General features: G+C 67.5%; 26 protein-coding genes. 8 read left to right on the top strand and 18 right to left on the bottom strand.

The features are described 5' to 3' along the window. Positions 1-38: 38 nt before the first annotated feature. Positions 39-929, top strand: a complete 891-nt coding sequence (locus tag QF040_RS25305; RefSeq protein ID WP_429613315.1) for an EamA family transporter — start codon at positions 39-41, stop codon at positions 927-929. A 4-nt stretch (positions 930-933) separates the two neighbouring features. Here the strand turns inward: QF040_RS25305 and QF040_RS25300 are convergent, their stop codons facing one another. From QF040_RS25300 to QF040_RS25235, 14 genes are all read right to left on the bottom strand, one after another. Next, a complete protein-coding gene (locus QF040_RS25300) occupies positions 934-1,869 on the bottom strand; it encodes a fatty acid desaturase family protein (protein ID WP_429613314.1) in 936 nt (311 codons plus the stop codon). A gap of 61 nt (positions 1,870-1,930) precedes the next feature. After that, on the bottom strand, positions 1,931-2,599 hold the full coding sequence (locus QF040_RS25295) for a GntR family transcriptional regulator (RefSeq protein WP_429613313.1): 669 nt from the start codon (positions 2,597-2,599) through the stop codon (positions 1,931-1,933). 20 nt (positions 2,600-2,619) lie between these two features. Then, the gene (locus QF040_RS25290) at positions 2,620-3,897 is read right to left on the bottom strand and encodes an FAD-dependent oxidoreductase (RefSeq protein ID WP_429613312.1); all 1,278 of its coding nucleotides are present in this window, start codon (positions 3,895-3,897) and stop codon (positions 2,620-2,622) included. After that, the gene (locus QF040_RS25285; protein ID WP_429613311.1) at positions 3,894-4,142 is read right to left on the bottom strand and encodes a (2Fe-2S)-binding protein; all 249 of its coding nucleotides are present in this window, start codon (positions 4,140-4,142) and stop codon (positions 3,894-3,896) included. The genes QF040_RS25290 and QF040_RS25285 overlap by 4 nt, the downstream gene beginning before the upstream one ends. Next, entirely contained in the window at positions 4,139-5,242 is a 1,104-nt protein-coding gene (locus QF040_RS25280; protein WP_429613310.1) for an NAD(P)/FAD-dependent oxidoreductase, read from the bottom strand. The genes QF040_RS25285 and QF040_RS25280 overlap by 4 nt, the downstream gene beginning before the upstream one ends. Positions 5,243-5,414: 172 nt before the next feature. Continuing rightward, entirely contained in the window at positions 5,415-6,350 is a 936-nt protein-coding gene (locus QF040_RS25275; RefSeq protein ID WP_429613309.1) for a 4-hydroxyproline epimerase, read from the bottom strand. Positions 6,351-6,367: 17 nt separating this feature from the next. After that, positions 6,368-7,510 (bottom strand): branched-chain amino acid ABC transporter substrate-binding protein, encoded by a 1,143-nt coding sequence (locus tag QF040_RS25270; protein WP_307600685.1) that lies wholly within the window; start codon positions 7,508-7,510, stop codon positions 6,368-6,370. 37 nt (positions 7,511-7,547) lie between these two features. Then, positions 7,548-8,462: a dihydrodipicolinate synthase family protein gene (locus tag QF040_RS25265; protein WP_206176293.1), complete on the bottom strand. Its 915-nt coding sequence runs from the start codon at positions 8,460-8,462 to the stop codon at positions 7,548-7,550. Positions 8,463-8,587: 125 nt separating this feature from the next. Then, a complete protein-coding gene (locus QF040_RS25260) occupies positions 8,588-9,925 on the bottom strand; it encodes a type II toxin-antitoxin system HipA family toxin (RefSeq protein ID WP_429613308.1) in 1,338 nt (445 codons plus the stop codon). Then, positions 9,925-10,452, bottom strand: coding sequence for a helix-turn-helix domain-containing protein (locus QF040_RS25255; RefSeq protein WP_429613307.1), 528 nt, complete (start codon positions 10,450-10,452; stop codon positions 9,925-9,927). The genes QF040_RS25260 and QF040_RS25255 overlap by 1 nt, the downstream gene beginning before the upstream one ends. 121 nt (positions 10,453-10,573) lie before the next feature. Continuing rightward, on the bottom strand, positions 10,574-11,548 hold the full coding sequence (locus tag QF040_RS25250) for a tripartite tricarboxylate transporter substrate-binding protein (RefSeq protein ID WP_429613306.1): 975 nt from the start codon (positions 11,546-11,548) through the stop codon (positions 10,574-10,576). A 41-nt stretch (positions 11,549-11,589) separates the two neighbouring features. Continuing rightward, on the bottom strand, positions 11,590-12,795 hold the full coding sequence (locus tag QF040_RS25245; RefSeq protein WP_429613305.1) for a M20 aminoacylase family protein: 1,206 nt from the start codon (positions 12,793-12,795) through the stop codon (positions 11,590-11,592). Positions 12,796-12,892: 97 nt separating this feature from the next. Further along, positions 12,893-13,738, bottom strand: a complete 846-nt coding sequence (locus QF040_RS25240) for a pirin family protein (RefSeq protein WP_429613304.1) — start codon at positions 13,736-13,738, stop codon at positions 12,893-12,895. Further along, entirely contained in the window at positions 13,735-14,322 is a 588-nt protein-coding gene (locus QF040_RS25235) for an NADPH-dependent FMN reductase (protein ID WP_429613303.1), read from the bottom strand. The genes QF040_RS25240 and QF040_RS25235 overlap by 4 nt, the downstream gene beginning before the upstream one ends. 125 nt (positions 14,323-14,447) lie before the next feature. Here QF040_RS25235 and QF040_RS25230 point away from each other — a divergent pair, with 125 nt between their 5' ends. Together QF040_RS25230 and QF040_RS25225 are read left to right on the top strand one after the other, a co-directional pair. Further along, a complete protein-coding gene (locus QF040_RS25230; RefSeq protein WP_429613302.1) occupies positions 14,448-15,377 on the top strand; it encodes a LysR family transcriptional regulator in 930 nt (309 codons plus the stop codon). Positions 15,378-15,414: 37 nt separating this feature from the next. Further along, a complete protein-coding gene (locus QF040_RS25225; RefSeq protein WP_429613301.1) occupies positions 15,415-15,891 on the top strand; it encodes an FKBP-type peptidyl-prolyl cis-trans isomerase in 477 nt (158 codons plus the stop codon). 134 nt (positions 15,892-16,025) lie between these two features. Here QF040_RS25225 and QF040_RS25220 read toward each other — a convergent pair whose 3' ends face one another. Further along, positions 16,026-17,651 carry a CHAD domain-containing protein gene (locus tag QF040_RS25220; RefSeq protein WP_429613300.1) on the bottom strand — a complete coding sequence of 542 codons (1,626 nt, stop codon included), beginning with the start codon at positions 17,649-17,651 and terminating at the stop codon, positions 16,026-16,028. Between the two features lie 173 nt (positions 17,652-17,824). Here QF040_RS25220 and QF040_RS25215 point away from each other — a divergent pair, with 173 nt between their 5' ends. Then, positions 17,825-18,247 carry a VOC family protein gene (locus tag QF040_RS25215; RefSeq protein ID WP_306881282.1) on the top strand — a complete coding sequence of 141 codons (423 nt, stop codon included), beginning with the start codon at positions 17,825-17,827 and terminating at the stop codon, positions 18,245-18,247. Positions 18,248-18,401: 154 nt separating this feature from the next. Then, on the top strand, positions 18,402-19,460 hold the full coding sequence (locus QF040_RS25210) for a pirin family protein (protein WP_429613299.1): 1,059 nt from the start codon (positions 18,402-18,404) through the stop codon (positions 19,458-19,460). 124 nt (positions 19,461-19,584) lie between these two features. Here QF040_RS25210 and QF040_RS25205 read toward each other — a convergent pair whose 3' ends face one another. The 3 genes from QF040_RS25205 to QF040_RS25195 form a co-directional block, all read right to left on the bottom strand. Further along, entirely contained in the window at positions 19,585-19,875 is a 291-nt protein-coding gene (locus QF040_RS25205) for a YciI family protein (protein ID WP_307611034.1), read from the bottom strand. Positions 19,876-19,973: 98 nt separating this feature from the next. Next, positions 19,974-20,984: a Bug family tripartite tricarboxylate transporter substrate binding protein gene (locus QF040_RS25200; protein WP_429613298.1), complete on the bottom strand. Its 1,011-nt coding sequence runs from the start codon at positions 20,982-20,984 to the stop codon at positions 19,974-19,976. Positions 20,985-21,064: 80 nt separating this feature from the next. Next, positions 21,065-22,156, bottom strand: a complete 1,092-nt coding sequence (locus QF040_RS25195; protein WP_429613297.1) for a tartrate dehydrogenase — start codon at positions 22,154-22,156, stop codon at positions 21,065-21,067. Positions 22,157-22,272: 116 nt separating this feature from the next. Between QF040_RS25195 and QF040_RS25190 the strand changes: the two genes are divergently transcribed. The 3 genes from QF040_RS25190 (at position 22,273) to QF040_RS25180 (ending at position 24,679) form a co-directional block, all read left to right on the top strand. After that, positions 22,273-23,193, top strand: coding sequence for a LysR family transcriptional regulator (locus QF040_RS25190; protein ID WP_429613296.1), 921 nt, complete (start codon positions 22,273-22,275; stop codon positions 23,191-23,193). Positions 23,194-23,279: 86 nt separating this feature from the next. After that, a complete protein-coding gene (locus QF040_RS25185; RefSeq protein WP_429613295.1) occupies positions 23,280-24,347 on the top strand; it encodes a M4 family metallopeptidase in 1,068 nt (355 codons plus the stop codon). Further along, positions 24,344-24,679 (top strand): protealysin inhibitor emfourin, encoded by a 336-nt coding sequence (locus QF040_RS25180; RefSeq protein ID WP_429613294.1) that lies wholly within the window; start codon positions 24,344-24,346, stop codon positions 24,677-24,679. The genes QF040_RS25185 and QF040_RS25180 overlap by 4 nt, the downstream gene beginning before the upstream one ends. Positions 24,680-24,683 lie beyond the last annotated feature (4 nt).

Raw genomic sequence — 24,683 nt, 5'->3', positions numbered from 1 at the left:
GCCTGGACGCCAGGTCGACTCACCAGGAAGTCCGGGTCATGACCACCAGCCGAACCACCGACGTTCTCCTCACCGCCGCCGCGCCCGCCATCTGGGGCAGCACCTACATCGTCACCACGGAACTCCTGCCGCCGAACTATCCGTTGACGGTCGCGCTGCTGCGCGCGCTGCCCGCGGGATTGCTGCTGCTGCTGATCGTCCGGCAGCTTCCCGAGCGCGCATGGTGGGGCCGCATCTTCGTGCTCGGCGCGCTGAACTTCTCGATCCTCTGGGCAATGCTGTTCGTGGCGGCCTACCGGCTGCCGGGCGGCGTCGCGGCGACGATCACCTCGGTGCAGCCGCTCTTCGTGGTGTTCCTTGCGAGCGTGCTTCTGGGCTCGCCGATCCGCGCGCTGTCGATCGCGGCAGCGGTGGTCGGCATCGGCGGCGTCGCGCTGCTGGTGCTCACGCCGAATGCCGCGCTCGATGCGCTCGGCATTGCCGCGGCGGTGGCCGGCGCGGTGTCGATGGCCTTCGGCACGGTGCTCGCCCGCCGCTGGCAGCCGCCAGTTTCGGCGCTGGTCTTCACCGCATGGCAGCTCACCGCGGGCGGGCTCCTGCTGCTGCCGTTCGCGCTGCTGATGGAGCCGCCGCTGCCCGCGCTCACCGCGCAGAACTGGATCGGCTTCGCATGGCTCGGCCTCGTGGGCGCCGCGCTCACCTACATCGTGTGGTTCCGCGGCGTGGCGCGGCTGGAGCCTTCGGCGGTCGCGCCGCTGGCCTTCCTGAGCCCGGTGACGGCGGTGATCCTCGGCTGGGCGTTGCTGGGTCAGCGCCTCTCGGTGCTGCAGGTCGCGGGCATCGGCATCGTGATCGCGAGCATCTGGCTGAGCCAGCATGCACAGCGCGGCGCGCAGCCGCCGGTGCTCGCGAAACCCGCGGCGCGCTAGCCGATCAAGCGGCCGCCTGCGCCGCTGTCGCCCGCTTCAGCAGGTGCAGGTAGCCGGGCTGCACTTCCATCCGATCGGTGATGCCTCGGCGCAGCAGCAGGCGGTGCGCCTTCGGCAGTGCCCAGCAGGGCAGGTTGGTGAACATGTGGTGTTCGCAGTGATAGTTGACCCAGTAGGGCGCGATGAAGATGCGCTCGACCAGGTTGGCATGCGTGGTGCGCGCCTGGCGCAGCGGGTCGGCCTCGTTCTGCGTCACCAGCGCATGCTCTGCGATGTTGCGCACGCGGCTCACGAGCGGCAGCCAGGTCGCCATCGGCAGCAGCCACATCAGCACCCAGGCCCACCAGTAGCCAGCCAATGCGAAGACCAACAGGCCACCGCCATTGCCGATGAGGAAGCGCCGGTCCTTCGCGATTTCGCGGCCGAGCACCTTCAGCGCCGCTTCGCCGGGCGCGCGATTGCGAATGCCCTCCGCGATGTGGCCGAAGCGCTGCTTGAAGAAGGTCTGCCCGCTCAGGTCGCGCACGACCTTGCGCCACATCGATTCGCGCGTGATCGGAAAGGGCGCCGACAGCACGAGGTCCGGGTCTTCGGTCTGCTGCACGAAGCGGTGGTGCTGCAGGTGATAGGGCCGGTAGTCGCGCAGCGTGGACGAACACAGCCAGTGGCCGACCCAGTCGTTGACCTTGCGGCTGCGGTGCAGGCCCGCATGCGCCGCGTCGTGCATGAGGATGAAGAGCCCCAGTTGCCGCGCGCCGACGATGGGCACCATGAGCGGAAGGGTCCACGGCCACACGATGCCCGCGAGCATCGCGGCGCCGATCACGCCCCAGCAATGCGCCACCAGCCACAGGCCCTTCCATGACGAACGGCTGGTGAGCGACAGCCACTCTTCGGGCGTGAAGAAGTCTTCGGGTTGGGCGCGGGGGGCGACGGCCATCGGGCCAGTATGCGCCGCAGCCCACGGCAAATCACGCGTAGTTCCCCGGTAGTCCTTCGACCTATTTGTCGATGATCTTGCGAGCGAAAAGCTCCAGGTAATCCATGAGGCGTTCGGCGCCCGCAACCGCCGCGGCCTCGTCACCGGTCGCGATGCCCTGCGCGAGTTCGAGGTGCGCGTTCGCGCCTTCGACGATCTCGCCTTCGTGCTGGTAGGCGTACCAGAAGCGCCGGCATTGCACGATGGGCGGGATCACCGCCTTCACCGCCGAATCGTTGTGGCTCGCCTGGTGGTTGACGAGGTCCAGCGCGTGGTCGGCGCGCATGTAGCCGGTCAGATCGCCACGGCCCGCGGCCTCGACCATTTCCTCGGCGCAGCGCACGATGTCCTTGCGCTGCAGCGCGGTCGCGCGGCGCGCCGAGCAGCCCGCGATCACGCGTTCGAGCACGCGCCGGGTCTGGATCACGTCCAGATGGTCGGCCAGGTCGATGGCCGACACCAGCAGACCGCGGCGCGGCTGCTGCACGATGAGCCCGATCGACACCATGCGCATCAGCGCCTCGCGCACCGGCGTGCGGCCGAGGCCGGTGCGCTCGGCGAGGTCGGCCTCGACGATCTGGCTGCCGGGCTGCAGTTGCATGGTGGACAGCAGCGTTTCGATGGCGTCGTAGGCCACGTCGGCGGCGCGGCGCTTGGGCGGGGGGCGGGGAGGGGTCTTCGGGGGGGCCATGGTTGTCTTCGGATGCGGCCTCATTGTCGGGCGTCGCCCGGCCCGGCGAAGCCAGCCAGTGTGGCGATGCGCACCGGCGACAGCGGCGGGCGCGGCGCGGGCGGTGTCCAGCCGAAGAGAAATTGCGCCGCGTCACCGCACACGCGACCCTGGCAAGCGCCCATGCCGCAGCGGCGGTGGAGCTTGGCGTCGGTCCAGCCGGTGCAATCCGCAAGCGCGGAGAAGGGCACGTCTTCGCAGCGGCACACGAGGGTTTCGGGCTGCGGCATCTGTTTGATCTCCGGGGCCAGCGCGAAGCTGCGGTGGAGTTGCGCGGCGAAGGCGTTCCAGCGGGCGCGTTCTGCTTCGTGCTGCTTTGCGGCCCACTCGTTGCCGACGGCCGCGTAGCCGGCGATGGCGCCCTGCGCGAGCGCGCGTTCGCTGCCGCCGAAGCCGGTGCATTCGCCGGCGGCGTAGACGTCGCGCACGCTCGTGAGTTGACGCGCGTCGACCGCCAGCGCCCGCGCGCCTTCGACAGTGAGAGTGCAGCCGAGCAATTGGCCGAGTTGCGTGTTGGGCGTGAGGCCGAAGCCGCAGGCCACGCGATCGCAGGCGATTTCCACTTCGCGCCCGCCTTGAAGAAGCCGGACCGATTCGACCTGCGTGCTGCCTTGCGCCGAGACGATGCGCGACGCGGTGCGGTACTGCGGATCGGCCAGCGTCACCGACTGCGCGGCCTTGCCCGGCCAGCGCCAGAGGTTCGCGGCAAAGCCCGCGACTGCCGTGAATGAAGCCTGCTCGGCGATGCGCACGACCTTCGCGCCCGCCGCGCGTGCCGTCGAAGCAGCGGCAAGGAGCAGCGGGCCGCTGCCCGCGATCACGATGCGCTCGCCCTCGACCGGCAGGCCCGCCTTGACGAGGGCCTGCAAACCGCCTGCGCCCGTCACGCCGGGCAGCGTCCAGCCGGGAAAGGGCAGAAGCAGTTCGCGCGCGCCGGTGCAGAGGATCAACTTCTTCCACTGCATGCGCCAGCCGCGCTCAGCGTCTTCGAGCAGCAGTTCGTTGCGGGCTGGCGCGGCGATCACGCGCGTGCCGCTGCAGACGCGGATGTTGGCGTGGCGTTCGAGCGCATCGCGCCACTTGCGCGCGGCCGCGGGCAGCGAGGCGCCGGGGCCGTCGCGCCAGATCTGTCCGCCGGGCACGGGGTTGTCGTCGATCACGACGATCGATGCGCCGCTTGGCGCGGCAGCGACCGCCGCCGCCATGCCTGCCGGGCCCGCGCCGACGATCAGCACATCGCAATGTTCGAGCGCGGTCATTCCGAGGTCTCCACGCGCATGCCTTCGCTGCAGACTGTCTGACAGGCGAGCCGGCGGCGGCCATCGATCAGCACGCGGCATTCCTGGCACACGCCCATGCCGCAGAAAGGCGCGCGCGGCTGGCCCGTGACGGAGGTCCGCGCCACGCCCATGCCGACCGCGACGCGCAGTGCCGCAGCGACAGAACTACCCGCCTTCACGCGCACGAGATTGCCGTCGATGTGCAGCAGGGTATGAGTGCTCACGCCATCTCCATCAGCCCGCGCGGTGCGTAAGGCGCCGCATCGAATTCAGGTGCGGCGCCGGTCATCAGCGCCGCGAGCAGGTGCGCGCTGCCCGGCGCGGTGGTCACGCCCAGGCCTTCGTGACCGACTGCGAGCCAGAGCTTCTCGCGCCAGGGGTGCTTGCCCAGCAGCGGCAGGCCATCGGGCGACGCGGCACGCATGCCGGTCCACGAACGCACCGCGTTGAGGTTCGCGAGCCCCGGCAGGTAGTCGAGCGTGCGCTGCAGCATGCGCGCGAGCATCGGCGCTTCGACTGCCGGATCGGTCGTGTCGAACTGGCGCGAGGAGCCGACCAGCAACTGCCCCGTCGGCCGCGGCTGCACGTTGAACGCGACCGAGTCGCCATCGCTGTGGTGCGCGCTGGTCACGTAGCCGAGTTCGACGAGCTGGTGATGCACCGTGCCCGGATAGCGGTCGGTGATCAGCAGGTGGCCCTTCTTCGGGTGGATGGGGAGTTCGGGGCAGAGCGTCGTCGCCTCGATGCCGTTGGCCAGCACGATCTGCGGCGCGATGCGGCGGGTGCCGTCCGCGAGACGCAGCGTGCCGTCGTCTTCGATGGCATCGACTTTCGCGTGTTCGATGCGGATTGCATTGCCGCCTTGCGCGAGCAGCCAGCGCGCGGCATTCGGTGCGTAGAGGATGCCGTCGCCCGGCACTTCGAGCGCGCCCGCGAGGCCTTTGCGCAGCGCGGGTTCGGCGCGTGCCAATGCGGTTGCGTCGAGCAGCCGGCTTTCGATGCCGTCCGCGCGCAGGCGTTGCTGCTTGCGTACGGCCTCCGCCATTTCTTCTGCGTTCGCTGCGATCCAGAGCGTGCCGCAGGCGCTGTACGCGCAGTCTTCGGACATGCGCGGCGCGAGGGCGCGCCATCGCGCCGTCGAATCGCGGCTCAACGCGAGTTCGGCCGGGTTGTCGTCCATCACCACGAGGTGGCCCATGCCCGCGCCGGTGGCGCCGCCGATGCGCGCATCGAGCACCAGCACCCTGCGGCCGGCCTGCGACAGCGCGTGTGCGCAGGCGGCGCCGACGATACCGGCGCCGATGACGATCACATCCGCGTTCATGTCGGCGGCGTCAGAAGGTATGAATGAATCCGGCGTGCCCGAGCAGCCCGCCCAGGCGCGCCCGATCAAGGCGCAAAGCGCAGCCATAGCTCGGGCTATGGCGAGCATTTGCAACGCCGAGCGGGTGTGCTTGGGCGGGATGAGCGGGCATGGCGGGTTCGTTCACACCTTCTCAGAGCCGGATGCCCCATCCGAAGGGGTCGTTGTCGTCGACCAGCAGCGTGGCCTCGGCGCTGATGTGCGCGCGGCCGCGCAGGGTCGGGATGACCTTGTCGCCGTCCATCGTGTAGCTCGCTTCGAAGCGGCTGCCGATCACGCTGGCCTGCGTCCACGTTTCGCCCAGCGCGAGCTTGCCGTCGGCGGCGAGGCAGGCGATCTTGGCGCTGGTGCCGGTGCCGCAGGGCGATCGGTCGTAGGCGTTGCCGGGGCAGAGCACGAAGTTGCGGCTGTCCGCACCTTCGTCGTCGTTGGCGAAGAGTTCGATGTGATCGATCTCCGCGCCCTCGGCGCCGGTGATGCCTTGCGCTGCGAGCGCTTTGCGCAAGGCGGCTGTGTAGTCGGTCAGCGCGGCGAGGTTGTCGCTCGCCACGCGCTGGCCATGTTCGCTCACCAGGAAGAACCAGTTGCCGCCATACGCCACATCGCCGCGCACGGTGCCGTGGTCCGGCAGCTCGACCGCCACCTGGTGCAGATGCCGGTACGCCGGCACGTTGCGCACGCTCACCGAGCCGTCTTCATGCAGCGTGGTCGTGACCGTGCCGACCGGCGTCTCGATGCGGTGCTCGCCCACGCCGATGCGCCCCATGTGCGCCAGGCTCGCGACCAGCCCGATGGTGCCGTGGCCGCACATGCCCAGATACCCGGCGTTGTTGAAGAAGATCACGCCCGCGGCGGCGTCGGGCGACACCGGCTCGCACAGCAGCGCACCGACCACCACGTCGCTGCCGCGCGGCTCGAGCACCGTGGCGGCGCGCCACTTGTCATGCTGGTCTGCGAGCAGCGCACGGCGCTCGGCCATGCTGCCGCCACCCAGGTCGGGGAACCCGCCGATCACAAGGCGCGTGGGCTCGCCGCCCGTGTGCGAGTCGACGATCTGGATGCGTTGCATGTCGTGGCGTCTTTCGTTCAGTAGCTGGCGATAGGAACGGGGGCGGCGTTCTTGAAGGTGAACACCGTGATCGGCGCCTGCTTCATGTTGCCCTTGTCGTCATACGAATAGGTCGCGGCCACGCCCTTGTAGGTGTCCTTGTAGAGCTGTGCGCCCACCTTGTCGGGGTCGATCGAGTTGGCCTTCTTCATCGATTCGCCGATGAACAGCACCTGGTCGTAGTACGAGGCAGCGTACGCATCGGCATCGGCGTTGAAGCGCTTCTTGAACTTCTCCTTGAAGGCCGGGCCGCTCTGCGCCTTCTCCAGGATCGAGCCACCCTGCGCGCAGTACACGAGGTCGTTGACCGCATCGCCGCCGAGCTTGCCGGTGGCCGGGCTGCAGACAGTGTCGCCGCCCAGGAGCTTGCCGGGCACGGCCAGCTGCTTCATCTGACGCGCCATCGGCGCGGCCTGCGGTGCATAGCCGCCGAAGAAGATCGCCTCGGGGGCCTTGGCCTTCATGTTGGTCAGGATGGCGGTGAAATCCACGGCCTTGTCGGTGGTGAATTCCTTGCCCACGACCGTGAGGCCCTGCTTCTGCGCTTCCTTGGTGAACTCTTCGGCGAGGCCCTGGCCGAAGGCGGTGCGGTCGTCGATGACGCCGACCTTCTTGACCTTCAGTTCCTTGGCCGCGTACACCGCCATGCTGGAGCCGATCTGGTTGTCGCTCGCGATGATGCGGTAGAGGTTCTTGTAGCCGCCCTGGGTGACCTTCGGGTTGGTACCCACGGTCGAGACCATGGTGCCGCCGTCGCTGTAGATGCGTGAGGCCGGAATCGCCACGCCCGAGCAGTACGGGCCCATGACGAACTTGACGCCGTCGTCCACGAACTTCTGCGCCACGCTCACGCCGGTCTTGGCGTCGCACTGGTCGTCTTCGGAGACCAGCTCGAACTTCAGCGTCTTGCCGCCGACGCTGAGCTTCTTGGCGTTGAGCTCCTCGATGGCCAGGCGCACGCCGTTTTCATTGTCCTTGCCCGCGAACGCATTGGGACCCGAGAGGGGACCGCTGTGGCCGATCTTCACGACCTGCTCCTGCGCGCTGGCCTGGCCTGCGATGGCGAGCGCCACCAAGCCGATGCCGCCGATGAATGGAACCATGCTTGCTTTTGTCTTCATGCTTCTTCCTAGGTTGGGACAATGAAAGGGGCGGTTATTACACAACCGACTGGTACTGCGCCGGGCGCGTCGCGAGCGCCTTCTTCACGATGTTCTCGATGAAGGCTCGTTCCTCGCCGATGAGCGGCAGACGCGGACGGCGCATGTGCTCCGTGCCCACGCCGACCAGCAGGTCGATGAGCTTGAGGTTCTGCACGAGCTTGGTCGACACATCGAGGTGCAGCATCGGCGTCATCCACTGGTAGAGCTTCAGCGCCTCGGCGAACTTGCCGGCCTTCATCAGGTCGTAGAGCGCCACGGTCTCGCGCGGGAAGGCGCAGCCCACGCCCGCCAGCAGGCCATCGCAGCCGAGCGCCAGGCCTTCATAGGCCAGGTCGTCCACGCCCAGGAACAGCTGGTAGCGGTCGCCCACCGTGTTGCGCAGATCCGTGATGCGGCGGATGTTGTCGGTGCTCTCCTTGATCGCGGCGATCCACTCGCAATCGGCCAGCTCGACCATGTGCTCGGGCTTCAGGTCCACGCGGTAGGCCACCGGGTTGTTGTAGACCATGATGGGTTTCTGCGCCGCGTTCGCGATGGTGCGCACGTTGAGCATCGCCTCGCGTGCGTCGGCCACGTAGATCACCGAGGGCATCACCATGAAGCCGGCCACGCCGAGCTTGTTGGCGCCGTCCACGTAGCGCAGCGCCTCGCGGGTGCTGGTCTCAGACACGTTGGCCAGCACCGGGATGCGGCCGTCGGCGGCTTCGAGCGCGATCTTGGCGACCTGCAGCTTTTCTTCGAGCGTCAGCGTGCTGGCTTCGCCGAGCGAGCCGCAGGTGACGAGGCCGTGGATGCCGTTGCGGATCTGGAAGTCGATGTGGCGCGCGGTGCCCTCGGCATCGATGCTTTCGTCGGCGTGGAACTTGGTAGTGATGGCGGGGAAGATGCCTTGCCAGCGGGGATTGCTCACGGGTCGCTCCTTGGGTGTGCTGTGGAAATCAGGCGCACTTTAAATATATTAAACATATATCGTCAAGATTTTTCGGCGCCGGCCAGCCGCCAGGCGTTGCGGCACTCGCGTCTTTCCGCCTTGGTTTATCCGACGCGCGGCACGCCCACTACATCGGCTGCGCCCGCAAGGAAGCGCGCAGCCTCGCTGCGCATTCCCCGCGAAATCGCTTCCCACGTCTTTGCGGGGAAATCGGCCGGCAGCAATGCCTCGACTTCGCCCAGCGCCTCGTCCAGAGACGCCACCATTCCCAACATGGCGTTCCACACGTCGATGCCGCCGTTCTTCATCGCCAACTGGTGCCAATGGCGTGTCTGGATGGTGTGAAAAAGGTAGTGCTTGCTTTTGGAGCGAACCGCCATGGCCAGACCCGCCTTGCGCGGCTGGAACTGGTGGGTTCCATTGCCGAAGTAGGGCCACATCGAAATGATGTCGTAGAGCGGCGTCATGTCGTAGACGTCGCCCTGGTACAGGCGGACCGAGAAGTTCTTGGCGTGGCCGTCCGTCGCGGCGAGAAGAAAGAAGGCCAGCTGGGTCAGCAGGAATCGGGTGCGGTCGTCGGTGCTCCGGCTTCCTTGCAGAAGCTGCAGGCAATTGGGCATGCCGGGGCCTTCGTCGTGCTCGTACTTCCGGGTCGACGGCAGCCCCATGGCTTGGCAGAAATCTTCTTGCGGCAGGCGTGCGATCCATGCACCGCCGTCCATCCACTCGCGATCGAAACGCTCCACCACCAGGACCGTCTGGCCCTCGAAGGTCGCCATGGATGTCGGCGCCACAAGCAGGCCGAGCGCCTCGACGATCTGCGCGCAAACCCATTCGTTCTGCACCGAGTCGGATGCGTCCACGCGCCGGGAGCCGCCGATGAGTCCGAGCGGCAATTTGATGATGTGCGTGGTCGGCGTGGCGCCGTGCGGGCGGCACCACGCGCCGTTCCAGCGGGTCAGGGCGGTCTTTTCCTGCGCGCCGGCAAGAGAGATGCGAAACAGGTCTTCGTCGCGCATGCTTTCGGGGGTGGCGTCGGACGGAACGGCCCGCAGCAGCTCGGCGATTTCCTTGTCGCCGATGGGCTCGCAGTTCATCGCGTTCCAGCCTTCAGGTTCCGCGCCTTCAGGCAGCAATTGCACGGCGCCGACGCAGTCACGCCCGATGGCTTCGAGCAGGTCGAAGGTGTGGATGCCCTTGAGCTTGAAACGGTGGCCCAGCCGCACCCGGATCCCGATGTTGTCGGGCAGCAGGTTGTCGAAGTAGTTCCTGACAACGTCGCCCCGGACTTCGAGCGTGCTGTTGATCGGGATCGACAGCGACAACGAACGCCGTCGCGGCGAATCCAGCCATCCGGGGTGATACCTGAACGCGTGGGAATCGCGATCGACAGACCAGGTGCCGACCAGCTCCCCGTTCATCCACGCATTCAGCGCCTGCATCACCAGGAGTCCGTCTTCGGCCGGATGACGAAGCTGCGGCGCGATGTCGGCTTGACCTCTTTCCCCGGGTTCAGGGCTTGAAGCTGCCGGAGCCATGCACCCGGTGCGGTCGATGGGACCTGGGCAGCCTCATCCTCGTCGGACGATTGCGCAGCCGCGGCGGCAGGCTCTTGCGCGGGCAGTGTCACCAGCACGGACCCGCCGTTCATCTTTCGGGTCGTCCACCCCTCGGGGACCTTCACGTCCATGTCCTGGGACGACGTGTATTCCGGGCCCTCCTCCATGGCGTACACGGGGCCGCTCGAAGGCGGCGCATCGTCCCGCAGGTAGAAGGACGCCCCGAGCGCCGACAGAAGCTTCGCCAAGTGCTCGAGACCGACGGCACCGGGATTCGCCTCGATCTCCGCGATCCGGGCCTGGCTGACGCCGACGAGCGCGCCCGCTTGCGCCTGCGTCAGGCCACGTTTTTTTCGCAGCGCTTTCAGGTGGGGCCGGAGTTGATCGACGAAGCGAAGGGGATAGTCCATCTTGCAAGCAAGATATCGGCCCTGGCTTATTTTGTCAATATACAAGCTGTGGCGTATTTTTGCTGATTACAAGCTTTGGCTTGTAGTAGCCAAAAATAAGCTCGGGCTTGTAATTCGCACCTCAGTCGATCTTCGCGCCCGACGCCTTCACCACCGCGCCCATCGCATCCCAATCAGACCGCAGCAGCTTCTGGAACTCCTCCGCGCTCTGGCTGCGCGGCTCCACGCCCAGGCGCTTGAAGCGCTCCTGGATCGCCGGATCGGCCAGCACCTTGTTGGCCGCTGCGTTGATCCGCTCGACCTCCGCCTTCGGCGTGCCGGCCGGCGCCAGCAGCCCGATCCACGAATCGAAGGCGTAGCCCGGCAGGCCGCTCTCGGCCACGGTCGGCAGCTTCGGCAGGAAGGGGCTGCGCGACTGGCCGGTGGAGGCGAGCAGCTTCATGCGCGCGTCGTCCTGGAAGCCCATCACGCCGATGCTCGAGGAGATGACCGCCTGCACCCGGCCCGCGAGCACTTCGTTGACGGCTTCGCCGGTCGACTTGGTCGGGATGTGCGTCATCTGCAGCCCCGCCTTCGCGAGGAACGACGCCATCGCCAGATGCGTCGCGCTGCCGTTGCCCGCCGAGGCGTAGTTGTACTTGCCCGGGTTGGCCTTCACCTCCTTGATGAAGTCCGCCGTGTTCGACACGTTCATCCCGCTCGCCACCGCCAGCACATAGCCCGCGTTGCCCACATTCGCCACGCCGACGAAATCCTTCAGCGGGTCGTACGGCAGCTTGCTGTACAGAAAGGCCGCGATGTTGTGGCTCGCGGCCGCGAGCACCAGCGTGCTGCCATCGGCCGGCGCCTTGGCCGCGACGGCCGCGCCCACGGTGCCGCCCGCGCCCGCGCGGTTCTCGACGATGGCGCTGGCATTGAGCGCCGCGCCGAGCTCGTTGTTGAAGGCCCGCGCCACCGTGTCCTGCACGGCGCCGGTGCCGAAGGGCACGATGACGTGGATCACGCGCTGCTGTGCGTGAGCAGCGCCGAAGCTGCAGAGAGCCACGGCGGCGGCAACCGCAGCCAGCGAACGTCGGGTGAACAGGGTGGAAGTCATCGTTGTGGCCGCTTTCATCATCGTCAACAGGAAAGAAAAATTCAGGTGCCCGACGGCAGCCAGCGCTGCACCAGCTTCACGAAGTAGCTGGCACCGATCGGGATGATCTCGTCGTTGAAATCGAACGAGGTGTTGTGAATGATGCAAGGGCCGGGCCCGTGGCCGTCGAGCCGGTGGTCGCCGTCGCCGTTGCCGAGAAACGCATAGCAGCCGGGCCGCGCGAGCAGCATGTGCGCGAAGTCTTCCGCGCCCATCACGGCGGGAAAGTTGTCGGTGACCATGTCGTCGCCCACCACCTCGCGCATCACGCCGGCGGCAAAGCGCGCTTCGGCCGGATGGTTCACCGTCGGCGGTGAGGAGCGGTTGAAGTACACGTCGGCCGTGCAGCCATGCGCCGCCGCCACGCCGGCTGCCACTTCGCGCAGCCGCGCCTCGATCTTGTCGATGGCCTCGATGGAGAAGGTGCGGATCGTGCCGCCGACCGTCGCCACATCGGGAATCACGTTCGGCGCATCCGAGCCCTGCAGTTGCGTGACCGCGAGCAGTGCGCGCTCGGTGCTGGGAATGGTGCGCGCCACGATGGTCTGCAGCTGCTGCGCGAGCGTGATCACCGCGGCCACCGGGTCGATGCCCGTGTGCGGCATCGAGGCGTGCGTGCCGCGCCCGCGCACCGTGATCTTGTAGGTGTTGCTCGATGCCATCAGCGCGCCTTCGTTGAGCGCGAAGCGGCCCACGTCGCCGACCGGAAAGTTGTGCAGCCCGAAGACCGCATCGCACGGAAAGCGCTCGAAGAGCCCCTCGTCGATCATCTTCTTGGCGCCGGCCTTGCCCATCTCCTCGGCGGGCTGGAAGATGAAATGCACGGTGCCGTCGAAATCTTCCGGTCCTTGCTGCGACAGATGCCAGGCGGCGGCCAGCAGCATCGTCGTGTGGCCATCGTGGCCGCAGGCGTGCATGCGGCCGGGGTTGGTGGACTTGTGCGCGAAGTCGTTGGCTTCGTGCAGCGGCAGCGCGTCCATGTCGGCGCGCAGGCCGATGGTGCGACTGCCCGTGCCCTTGCGCAGCACGCCGACGAGGCCGGTGCCCGCGATGCCGCGGTGCACCTCGATGCCCCATTCGGTGAGCAGGTTCGCGACCTTCTCGGAGGTGCGGTGTTCCTCGAAACCGAGTTCGGGATGCGCGTGGATGTCGCGTCGAATGTCTACGAAGCGGGCGGCGTTGCTGGCGAAAGCGTCGACGATGTTCATGGCGGGTGGGGGCTGCGGGAGTCGTTCGAAGCGAACGATTCTGTCGCAGCCGCCCGCCGGGCGCACGCTGGTTTGCTCTGGGTCTGCGGTGCCCGGATCAGCCCAGCCGGCCTTCCTGCCGCAGCGTCGCGCCGATGCGCCGGATCTCCGCCTCGCCCTGGTCGAGCGTCGCGCGGCTCGTGTGCACCGAGTAATGCCCCATCACGAGTTCATGCGGATGCTTCACCGCCGAACCGAGCACGAACGAGGTGTCGCCGCGCGCCGTGAAATCGATCGCCTCGCCGGACTCCTCGAACACCGCGAGTTCGCCGGTGTCGATGGGTCCGCCCGCATCGAGCCGCCCCGCGTTCACCGCGACCCAGCCGATCGTGTGGCCAGCCGGCGGCGTGTAGCGCCAGCGTTCGCCGTCCTTCAATTCCACCGCCAGATAGTTCATCGGCGCCGGTGCGGGAATGGCGCTCTGCACCGCGCCGTAGCGACCGAGCAGCACGCGCGCCGGGCCCTCCTGCGGCACCTGCGAAGGCGCGAGGTAGATGCTTTGCGCCAGCGCGTTTTCTTCCGACGCCGGCAGCGCCACCCAGAGCTGGAAGCCGCGCACGCGCTTCACGCCCGGCGCGGGCGCGCCGGTGTGCCACACGCCGTTGCCCGCGCGCATCCACTCGACGCCGCCGCCGCGCAGCACGCCCTGTTCGCCGGTCGTGTCTTCGTACAGCGTGTCGCCTTCGATCAGCCAGGTCAGCGTCGCGATGCCCGAGTGCGGGTGCATGCCGAAACCCTTGTGGCCGCCGCCAACATCGAAGCCGAACAGGTCCAGGAACACGAAGGGTTTCAGGAATTCGCCCAGATCGCCCGGGCTCATGAGCCGCGTGATCGGCCCGTGCTGCGCGCCGCGCGTGCGGTAGACGATGGCGCGGGCTTCGGTGGCAACGGCGGCGGCGGTCATGCGGCCTCCCTCGCTGTCTTCAGCGCACGGGTCCACCACGCGAGATCGTCCAGCATGCCGGTGGCGGCCTGCGCGAGGTGCGGGAAGTCGTCGAAGCTCTTGCCCTGCTGCCAGATGCCCAGGAACTCGACCATGCCGATGTGCACGGCATTGCGCACCGGCGCCATCTGCATCTCGACCGCGACCAGCCGCAGTTGCTCCACCGCGCGCGCCGCGCCCACGCCGCCGTAGCCCACGAAGCCGATCGGCTTGCGGATGAATTCCTTGTAGGCCCAGTCGATCGCGTTCTTCAGCACCGCGCTCGGGCCGTGGTTGTATTCGGGCGTGACGACGATGAGCCCGTCGAAGGTCGCGAGCCTGGCCTGCCAGCGCTGCGCGGCCTCGTTCTTCACCGGGCCCCAGGCGGGCGCGCCGGCTTCGTTGAAGAAGGGCAGCGGATGGTCGCGCAGGTCGACAAGCTCGAAGGCGAGGTCGGTGCGTTGTTTCGCGATGTCGTGAATCCATTGCGCTGGCTTCTCGCCGAAGCGGCCTTCGCGGGTCGAGCCGAGGACGATGCCGATGAGAGGTTTTTGCTGTGGGGTCATGGGTACTCCTGAATGGGTGGGAAGGCGGCTGCAAGGCCATGACCTGAAGGTTAGGGTCGCTCCCATTGATCGAATAGACGGTAGAGTCGAATTGCACTCGTCCATCAATCGAAGGAATCAGCCACATGCTCGACCTCAACCACATCGCCATGTTCGTGCAGGTGGTGCGCCACGGCAGCTTTGCCGAAGCCGGCCGCCGGCTTGGCCTGCCGCCCAACACGGTGAGCCGGCGCATCCAGGAGCTCGAGGCGCAGTTGGGCACCCGGCTGATGCAACGCTCCACCCGCAAGCTCACGCTCACGAGCGCCGGGCAGGCGTTTCACGAACGCTGCGCGGGGTCGGTGGACGGGCTGGTCGAGGCCGGACAGGCGCTGATCACCGGCAGCCAGGAGCCCAGCGGGCTCGTGCGCGTGGCGGCGACGGCGGATTTCTTCGACTTCTTCCCGATGGAGTGGGTGGCGGAGTTCCTGGCGGCGAATCCGCTGGTGCGCGTCGATTTCGTGCTGAGCGACGCGAAGGCCGACTTGATTGCCGATCAGATCGACGTGGCGTTCCGCGGCGGCGAACTGCCGGATTCAGGCTATGTCGGCCGCAAGTTATTGGGGCCGCGCACGGACGGCATGGTGGCGAGCCCCGCGTACATCGCCGCGCGCGGCGCACCTGCGACGCTGCGGGACCTGGCAGACCATGACTGCGTGACGGCGGCGCATCCGAGCGGGCGTGCGACCTGGCGCATGACCGGACCGGACGGGGTGGAGGAGGAAGTGCAGGTCACCGGACGCTTCAGCGGGAATACCGCGCAGGCGCTGAGGAGGGCGGCATTGGCCGGGCTTGGCATCGCGCTGTTGCCGCCGTCGATGGGGCGGCTGGATGTGGAAGCGGGGCGGCTGGTGCCGGTGCTGCCGCAGTACCAGCGCACCGGGCAGGGGTTGAGCGTGCTGTATCCGAGTCGGAAGCATCTGCCGCTGGCGGTTTCGGCGTTTATCGGGATGGTGATGGAGAGGCTCAGTACCGAAGAGACGCTGCCGGCAGCGTTCAAGTCGTGGAAGACCTAGCTTCAACGGCGAATCGATTTCCACAGAAAATGCCCCGATGAAAATCGAAAAAGACACCGTCGTCACCATCAAGTACAAAGTTTCCGATGCCCAGGGCAAGCTCATCGAAGCCAGCCCCGAGCCGATGGCCTACCTGCATGGCGGCTACGAGAACACCCTGCCCAAGATCGAGGAAGCGCTCGACGGCAAGGAACAGGGTTATCAGACCGTTCTGAATCTCTCCCCCGAAGACGCCTTCGGCCAGCGCGACGAGGCGCTGGTTCGCACCATCCCCAAGACCGAATTCCCGCCGGGCGTGAAGGTGGGCGGGCAGCTTCAGGGCCGGCTCGACGACGGCACCGAGCACGTCTTCACCGTGACCAAGATCAAGGGCCCGGTCGTGCTGCTCGACGGCAACCATCCGTGGGCCGGCAAGGCGCTGAAGTTCAGCCTGCAGGTGACGGACGTGCGTGCGGCGCTGCCGGTGGAAATCGAGCACCGGCATGTGCATGGTGCGCACGGGCACCATCACTGAGAAGGTGTGAATAAACCTACTGCGCGGTCCGATCTCGCACCTGCGGTCCTCACCGTACAGAGCACGGCTCCGGTCCTCGGTGCAAGTTCGAACCGCTCGCTACGGTTTCTTCACACCTTCTGATTCTTTTCGAGTCAGCGGGCGCCCGCCGCCTTCTTCCAGAACCGCGGCGCCTCTTCGATCCCGCCCAGCGCCTTGCGGCATGCCTTCGCATGGACCGCATGCCTCGCACTGAACCAGCCGACCGCGAACCACGCGCGTCCATCGCGCGCCGTGGCTTCGAGATAGAGCGCGAGCGCGACGGCTTCGTCGTTGAATTCGCCCAGTGCGTCCTGCGCGGGGCGCAGGTGCTTCAGGTAGCGCTCGGCGGCTGACGACGAAGACGACTTTCCCTCCGCATCGAACAGCGGCGCGACGAACTCGGCGAGGTAGCGCAGGCGCTTGAGCCGCTTGCGCACGCGGTGCTGGCTTTCGGTATCGAGCGACTCGAAGCGCTTGCCGTCGCGAACCGCCTGTTTGTGCAGGTGCTGGAGGCGCTTGCGCAGGAGGCGGCGGGCGTCGTTGATGCTCAATGGGGTCGGCGCCGGAGGGGTCTCGGCGTCTTCGGCCTTCGGCGCAATTTCTGCTGACGGCGCTGCCGCGGTGAACCCGATCAGCGAAACAAGCACCGACTGAAACGCCGGTGCACGCACGACATCGCCGGACGACCGCACATCGGCCGCCGCATCGTCACCGCCACCCGCGAGCGGATCGAACTCCGGCGCACCGGCTTCGCGCAGTTGCGGCTGCGCCAGCTTCACCACCTGTTCGCGGTCGCGCAGATCGCCAAGCGCGCGGAAGGCCTCGACCAGCGGCGGCTCCCATCCGGCCGCGTCGAAAAGGCCGCTGCCCGCATCGAGCCCCGCCACTTCGCGCAGCGCGGTGCGCAGGCGCCGGATGCCGATGCGCAGCTGGTGGATCTGCTCTTCATCGGTGCTGCCCGCGGCGATCTCGCTGGCGTTGGGCAGCATCTGCGCGAGGCACGACGCGACGATGGCCTGCTGGATCGCGCGGCCGTCGAGCTTGTCCTTGCCTTCGGGAAAGCGCGGCGTCTCGGCCTTCTCGGCCGGCACGACTTCGACCTTCGCCAGCAGCCGCGCGCCGCGCTCGGCCTTTGACACGGTGCTGAACCACAGCCCGTGCTGCTGCGACCACCGGCGCGCGAGCGACACGAGCCCCTGCACGTCGCCGCGCTTGAGTTCGAGCTCCAGCTCGCACACGGGCGATTCGCACTGCTCGGGCGTGCCCGCGTAAGCGACGACCTTGCCGACATCGAGCGCCATCTCCACGACTGCGCCGCCGGGCCCGGTGACGCGCACGTCGCGCGTGAGCCGGACGATGTCGGTGGACTGCCGCTCGACCAGCGGCGCACCGCTCGCGGCCAGCACCTTGGCGAGACGGTCGCCCACGGGCGTGCCCTGGTGGCGCTGCGGGTCGATGGCCGGCAACGCACCGCCTGTGGCGGCGGTGCCGAGATCGACGTTGTGCTCCAGCCGGTGCAGCGCGTTGTCGCCCGTCGCCTTGACGGTCTGCACCCAGCGCCGGCCTTCCTTACGCAGCCGCAGCACGATGCCCTCGACGGCGAGCGCCTGGTCGGCGGTGTCGAAATAGCGCGCCTGCAGGCGGGTGCGCACGACGGTGCCGCGCCGCAACGCGGTCTCGACGGCCTTGAGCCGGTCGGGCGGGATCTGAAACTTGAACTCGATTTCCATGGCGGCCATGATGCCCCGCCTCCTTCGGCCCGGAAGCAATCCCCCGAGGGCCGGACCGGGCAAAAACAAAGATCTGAAAAATCATGTGGACGCCGTCCATTTTCTTTGATATCTTTTGTGGACGGCGTACACAAAACGTCGGCAAACCTCGAATCCAACCCTTCATCGACACAGGAAACACCATGGCCAACAAGCAGATCTTCGTGAACCTCCCCGTCAAGAACCTCGAGAAGACCAAGGCGTTCTTCGCCGCACTGGGCTACACCTTCAACGCGCAGTTCACCGATGCGAATGCCGCCTGCATGGTGATCGAGAAGGACAGCATCTTCGCGATGCTGCTGGTCGAGGACTTCTTCAAGACCTTCACCACCAAGAGCATCGCCGACACGAGCACGAGCACCGAGGTGCTGGTGTGCCTCTCGTGCGAGAGCCGCGCCGAGGTCGACGCGCTGGTCGCCAAGGCCGTGGCCGCGGGCGGCACCACGCCACGCGAACCGCAGGACTACGGCTTCATGTACGGCCATGGCTTCCAGGACATCGACGGCCACCTCTGGGAGCTGATGTACATGGACCCCAACGCCGTCGTGACGCACCAGAACGCGTAACGCCGCGGGCGCAAGGACAAGAGCGATGCCCATCGTTCCATACGCGCTCTTCACTGTTGCAGGCAAGGCCCCTACCGGAAGACGGCGGCGGCCCGATATTCCTGGCACTGGCACGGCATCATCGGCCGAGCTCCCCATGAAAAGGAATTTCGACATGTCCGACAACAACAAGGGCCCCATCGTCCAGGTCCAGCCGCTCGGCTTCCCCTGGCAGACGATCGACCCGTTCCTGTTCTGCGTCTATCACGACGACGCCTACCCCAAGGCCAACGGCCGCATGGGCCCCGAAGCCTCGCTGGCCGGCCGCCAGATCGGCCAGGACTTCAGCCGCAAGGACGGCTGGAGCATGTACCACGGCGACACGGTGCCGGGCTTTCCCTCGCACCCGCACCGCGGCTTCGAGACCGTGACCATCGTGCGCAAGGGCCTGGTGGACCATTCCGATTCGCTGGGCGCCACCGCGCGCTTCGGCGGCGGCGACGTGCAGTGGCTCACGGCAGGCAAGGGCATCGTGCATTCCGAGATGTTCCCACTGCTCGATGCGGACGCGCCCAACCCGCTGGAGCTGTTCCAGATCTGGCTCAACCTGCCGGCGAAGAACAAGATGGCCGAGCCGCACTTCACGATGTTCTGGTCGGACGCGATTCCGCGCTTCGCCTCGGACGACGCGAAGGGCGGCCGCACCGAGGTGGCCGTCATCGCGGGCCGCCTCGGCGACGCGGCCAACGGGCAGGACCCGATCCAGCCGCTCGCGCCGCCGCCCGCGTCATGGGCCGCAGAGGCCGATGCCGACGTGGCGATCTGGACGATCAAGATGACGCCCGGCGCGCAATGGACGCTGCCGGCTGCCACGGGCGAAGGCACGCGGCGGATGCTCTATTTCTTCAAGGGCGCGGCCGCGCAGATCGACGGTGAGCGCATCGAAGGGCCGGTGGCGGTCGAGCTGCGCGCGGATGCGGCCGTCGAGCTGGTCAACGGCGACGACGAGAGCGAATTCCTTGTGCTGCAAGGCCGTCCGATCGCCGAGCCGGTGGCGCAGTACGGCCCCTTCGTGATGAACACGCAGGCCGAGATCAGCCAGACCATGGCCGACTACCGTCGCACGCAGTTCGGCGGCTGGCCGTGGGACGACTCGGCGCCGGTGCACGACGCCAAGGCCTCGCGCTTTGCGCGGCATCCGGGTGGGCGCGAAGAAGTCCCGGCAGCGAAATAGAAGAACCAGTGGGTCTTTTCGCGGAACACCGCGGAACCGGCTTCGCCGGGCCGCTGGTGTTGCCCCCGGTAGGGGGTTGGCGAAGCGACACGAAGTGCGCGCAGACTGGGGGCGAGCCCTGAAATCAGAACGTCTTCAGGGCCTCGATGCTGGGGGCGGTCATGCTGGGGACGAATTCCGTGATGTCCACGTGCGCCACGCCGCCTTGCACGAACGGGTCGCGCGCCAGCACCGCCTGCAGCGCCTCGCGGTCACCCGACCGCGCGAAGATCACGCCACCCGTGCGCGGCACCTGCCGGCCCGAGGCCACGAACAGGCCGCTCTCGTAGTGCTTCTTGAGCCACACCATGTGCGGGTCCATCAGCGCATCGACTTCTGCGAGGGGACGGGTGTAGGTGAGGGTGACGATGAACATGTGCGGGATGGCGGGTGAATACGGAAGCCCCGATCCTATGGCCTCGGCGGGTGTCCGAACCACCAGTGTGTGCGCGCGCGTAACGGCGCACCGGCACCCTATTCGATGGCCACGCCACCTTCTTTCACCAACTTCGCGAATTTCGCGGTTTCCTCGCGGATCTGTCGCGCCATGTCGTCTGGCGAGCCACCCAACGGCTCCGCGCCGATAGCCTGCATGCGTTGCGCAAAGTCGGGCGACTTGATGATCTTGACCATCTCGGCGTTGAGCCGCGCCACGATGTCCTTGGGCGTCGCGGCCGGCGCGAGCACGCCGAACCAGGTGCCGATGTCGAAGCCCTTCAAGCCCGCCTCTTCGAGCGTGGGCACATCGGGCAGCACCGACGAGCGGCGCGCGGTCGTCACGGCCAGCGCGCGCAGCTTGCCGCCCTTGATGTGCTGCAGCACCGGCGTGATGGTGTCGAACGACATCGCCACCTGCCCGCCGAGCAGGTCGGTGGTGAGCGGGCCACTGCCTTTGTAGGGCACGTGCAGCAGCGTGGTGCCGGTGCTGGCCTGGAACTGCGTGCCGATCAGATGTTGGGCCGTGCCGTTGCCGTTGGAGCCGTAGGCCAGCTTGTCGGGCGCGGCCTTGGCGAGCGCGACCAGCTCGGCCACGTTCTTCGCGGGCGTGTTGGTCGGGTTGATGACCAGCACGTTCGGCACCATCGCCACGACGGTGATCGGCGCCAGGTCTTTCTGGAAGTCGTAGGGCAGCTTCTTGTAGACGCTGGTGGCGATGGTGTGGTGCACCGCGCCCATCAGCAGCGTGTAGCCGTCGGGCTTGGCCTTCGCGACGTAGTCGGCGCCGAGCGTGGCGCCCGCGCCGGGCTTGCTCTCGACCACCACGGGCTGGCCGAGCGACTGCGAGAGCTTGTCGGCCAGCGCGCGCGCCAGCACGTCGGTGGTGCCGCCGGCCGGGAACGGCACGACAAGGCTGATCGGCCGCGCGGGCCATGCAGCCGGTTGCGCGAAGGCCAGCCCGGCAACGCCGAGGCCGAGCGCCATCGCGCCGGCCTGCAGCATCGTGCGACGGCGCGGACTCTTCTGGGTGAAAGTGAAAGCTGCCATGTCTTGTCTCCGTCTCGTTGTGGTCGTGAGGTCCGCGCGCATCGAGGCGCGCTGTGACTGCGGTGAAGAAGAAGAAGGAATCAGGCCGCGAGGCGCTGCCGCGCGCCTGCGATGTGCTCGCACACAGCACGCGTCACCTGTTCGGTGGTCGCGCTGCCGCCGAGGTCGCGCGTGTGCAGCGAGGGGTTGGCGGTGACGTGCTCGACCGCCGCCATCACGCGGCACGCCGCCTCCGCTTCGCCGAGATGCTCGAGCAACATCACGACCGACCAGAAAGTGCCGACCGGATTGGCCAGACCCTTGCCCATGATGTCGAAGGCCGAGCCGTGGATGGGCTCGAACATCGACGGGTAGCGGCGCTCCGGATCGATATTGCCGGTGGGCGCGATGCCCAGGCTGCCGGCCAGCGCGGCCGCGAGGTCGCTGAGGATGTCCGCATGCAGGTTGGTCGCGACGATGGTGTCCAGCGAAGCGGGCCGGTTGACCATGCGTGCGGTGCAGGCGTCGACCAGTTCCTTGTCCCAGGTCACGTCGGGGAACTCCTTGGAGATCTGCAGCGCGATCTCGTCCCACATCACCATCGCATGGCGCTGCGCATTGCTCTTGGTGACGACGGTGAGCAGCTTGCGCGGCCGCGAGCGTGCGAGCTTGAAAGCGAACCGCATGATGCGTTCGACGCCCGCGCGGGTCATCATGCTCACGTCGGTCGCGGCCTCGATCGGATGGCCCTGGTGCACGCGGCCGCCGACACCGGCGTACTCGCCCTCGGAGTTCTCGCGCACGATCACCCAATCGAGTTGCCCCGGCGCGCAGCGCTTGAGCGGAGCGTCGATGCCCGGCAGGATGCGCGTGGGCCGCACGTTGGCGTACTGGTCGAAGCCCTGGCAGATCTTCAGGCGCAGACCCCACAGCGTGATGTGGTCGGGAATGTGTGGATCGCCCGCGGAGCCGAAGAGGATGGCGTCCTTGTTGCGCAGGGCCTCGAGGCCGTCGGCCGGCATCATCTCGCCGTGCGCGCGGTACCAGTCGCCGCCCCAGCCGAAGTCTTCGAAGGCGAAATGCAACGCGCCGCCGGAGGCCGCGGCCAGCGCCTTCATCACTTCACGTCCGGCCGGGATCACTTCCTTGCCGATGCCGTCGCCGGGAATGGTGGCAATGCTGTAGCTGCTCATCGTCGTCCTTCGATATGGAATGCTTCTGGAAGCCGCCACTGTAGGATTCGAAGCGCCGAACGATTCATGCCCGAAGTGAATCCATCCTTAACCTCAGTTCAACAATCGGATCGCCCATGGTTTCTCCGATCCAGCCCGCCGAACTCGGCTTCTTCTCCACGCTCGCCGCCTGCGGCAGCCTGAGCGCCGCGGCGCGCGAACTCGGCATCAGCACGCCGGCGGTGAGCAAGCGGCTTGCGCAGATGGAAGCGCGCATCGGTGTCACGCTGGTGAACCGCACCACGCGTCGCATGAGCCTCACGCCCGAGGGCGAGCTCTATGTGGAACATGCGCGCGGCATCCTCGGCGCGATCGACGACATGGCGCAACTGCTGGGCGAAGCGAAGGCCGAGCCGCGCGGCCTGCTGCGCGTGAACGCGACGCTGGGCTTCGGACGCAGTCACGTCGCGGCGCTGATCTCGAAGTTCGCGCGCAAGCATCCGGAGGTGGAAGTGCAGCTGCAGCTCTCGGTGAATCCGCCGCCGCTCACCGACGATGCCTTCGACGTCTGCATCCGCTTCGGCGCGCCGCCCGAATCGCGTGTGATCGCGCGGCGCATCGCGTCGAACCGGCGCCTGTTGTGCGCGTCGCCCGCGTACCTTGCGCGGGCCGGCCATCCCAAGGTACCCCACGACCTCACGCGCCACCGCTGCATCGGCATCCGGCAGGGCGACGAGGCCTACGGCGTGTGGCGCCTGAGCTCGGGCCGCGGTGCCGCGCAGCACACCGAGGCGATCAAGACGCGCGGCGCGCTCAGCACCAACGATGGCGAGATTGCGGTCAACTGGGCGCTCGACGGACACGGCATCCTGATGCGCGCCGAATGGGACATCGCGCGGTACCTGCGCAGCGGCCGGCTGGTGCAGGTGCTGGCCAACTACCGCACGCCCGATGCCGACATCTACGCGGTGTACCCCCAACGTCATCAGCTGTCGGCGCGCGTGAGAGCTTTCGTTGACTTCATCGCAACCGCGCTCGAAAACGGCAGCATCCGGTGACACCTGCAGAGGGACTGCAGCGACACGGATCAACGGCTTTCTGCTACCGTATTTTTCATCGCTGAACGCCTATCGGAGAACCGCTCATGCCGCTTCGCCCGCCACCGATCCTGCCGCCCAGCTTCGTACCGCCGTACCTGCTGGACCGGCTCGCGGCGCATGCCAATGCGCCCGTCAGTGCGCGCGCGGCCAACACGTTGATGATCGACCGCGAGCACCGCGGCCTGCGTGAATTCCTTGCGCCCCAGATCTCGTCGGCACCCTCGCCGCCCTACGCGAAGCGCGGCTCGCCTGAACGCAAGATCCATGACGCGGGCAACACCACGCAACTGCCCGGCAAGCTGGTCCGCTCCGAAGGCCAGGCCGCGAGCAAGGACCTCGCGGTCGACGAGGCCTACGACGCCCTCGGTGCCACATGGCGCCTGTATCACGACATCTACGAACGCAACTCCATCGACGGCGCGGGCATGCCATTGCTGGGCAGCGTGCACTACGGCAACGACTACGACAACGCCTTCTGGAACGGCACGCAGATGGTGTTCGGCGATGGCGATGGCGAGGTCTTCAACCGCTTCACCATCGCGGTGGACATCATCGGCCACGAACTCACGCACGGCGTGATCGATCACGAGTCGGGCCTGATCTATCAAGGCCAGTCGGGCGCGCTCAACGAATCGATCTGCGACGTGTTCGGCGCGCTCGTGAAGCAGCATGTGCTCCAGCAGTCCGCGCAGCAGGCCGACTGGCTGGTGGGCGCGGGGCTCTTCAAGGAGACGGTGAAGGCGCGCGCGCTGCGCTCGATGGCCGAGCCCGGCACCGCCTACGACGACCCGGTGCTCGGCAAGGACCCGCAACCGGCGCACATGAAAGACATCGTCGTCACACGGCAGGACAATGGCGGCGTGCACATCAATTCCGGCATTCCGAACCGCGCCTTCTACCTGGCCGCAACCGCCATCGACGGTCCGGCGTGGGAGACGGCCGGGCGCATCTGGTACGACACCGTGTGCGACCGCCGGTTGAAGCAGGATGCGGATTTCGCCGCCTTCGCCGAACTGACCGTGAGCGCCGCCGCCAAGCGCTTCAGTGCCGGCAGCGCAGCGCACAAGGCGGTCATCGCCGCATGGAACACCGTGGGAGTCACCGCATCATGATCCAGCTGCCGCCGCTCAATGAAGCCACCATCGTGCGCGTGACGCGCGAGGGCGGCATCGCCTACTTGCCGGGCCTCGCACGGCCGCGCAGCTTTCAACTGGGCGACTGCACCGAAGAGCTGCGCCAGCAGATCGACGACGCGCTGCAAAGCGCCGTGTCGCATGCAGAGGAAAGCGGCGCCGCGTCGCCCGGCGGCGACCAGCGCGTCTACCGCGTGGAGGTGGTGATGGAGAACACGGCCACCGCGAGTTCGGTCAGCTTCGATGTGCCCGAGACCGAGGCGCCCGCGGCGCTGGTGCATCTGTGGAAGGACGCGGGCAAGCGCCGCTGACCTT

The organism is Variovorax sp. W2I14 (assembly GCF_050435205.1).
Taxonomy (GTDB): Bacteria; Pseudomonadota; Gammaproteobacteria; order Burkholderiales; family Burkholderiaceae_C; genus Variovorax; species Variovorax paradoxus_C.
The sequence above is the reverse complement of the archived record's forward strand: the minus strand, read 5'-3'. Positions and strand labels throughout refer to the sequence as shown.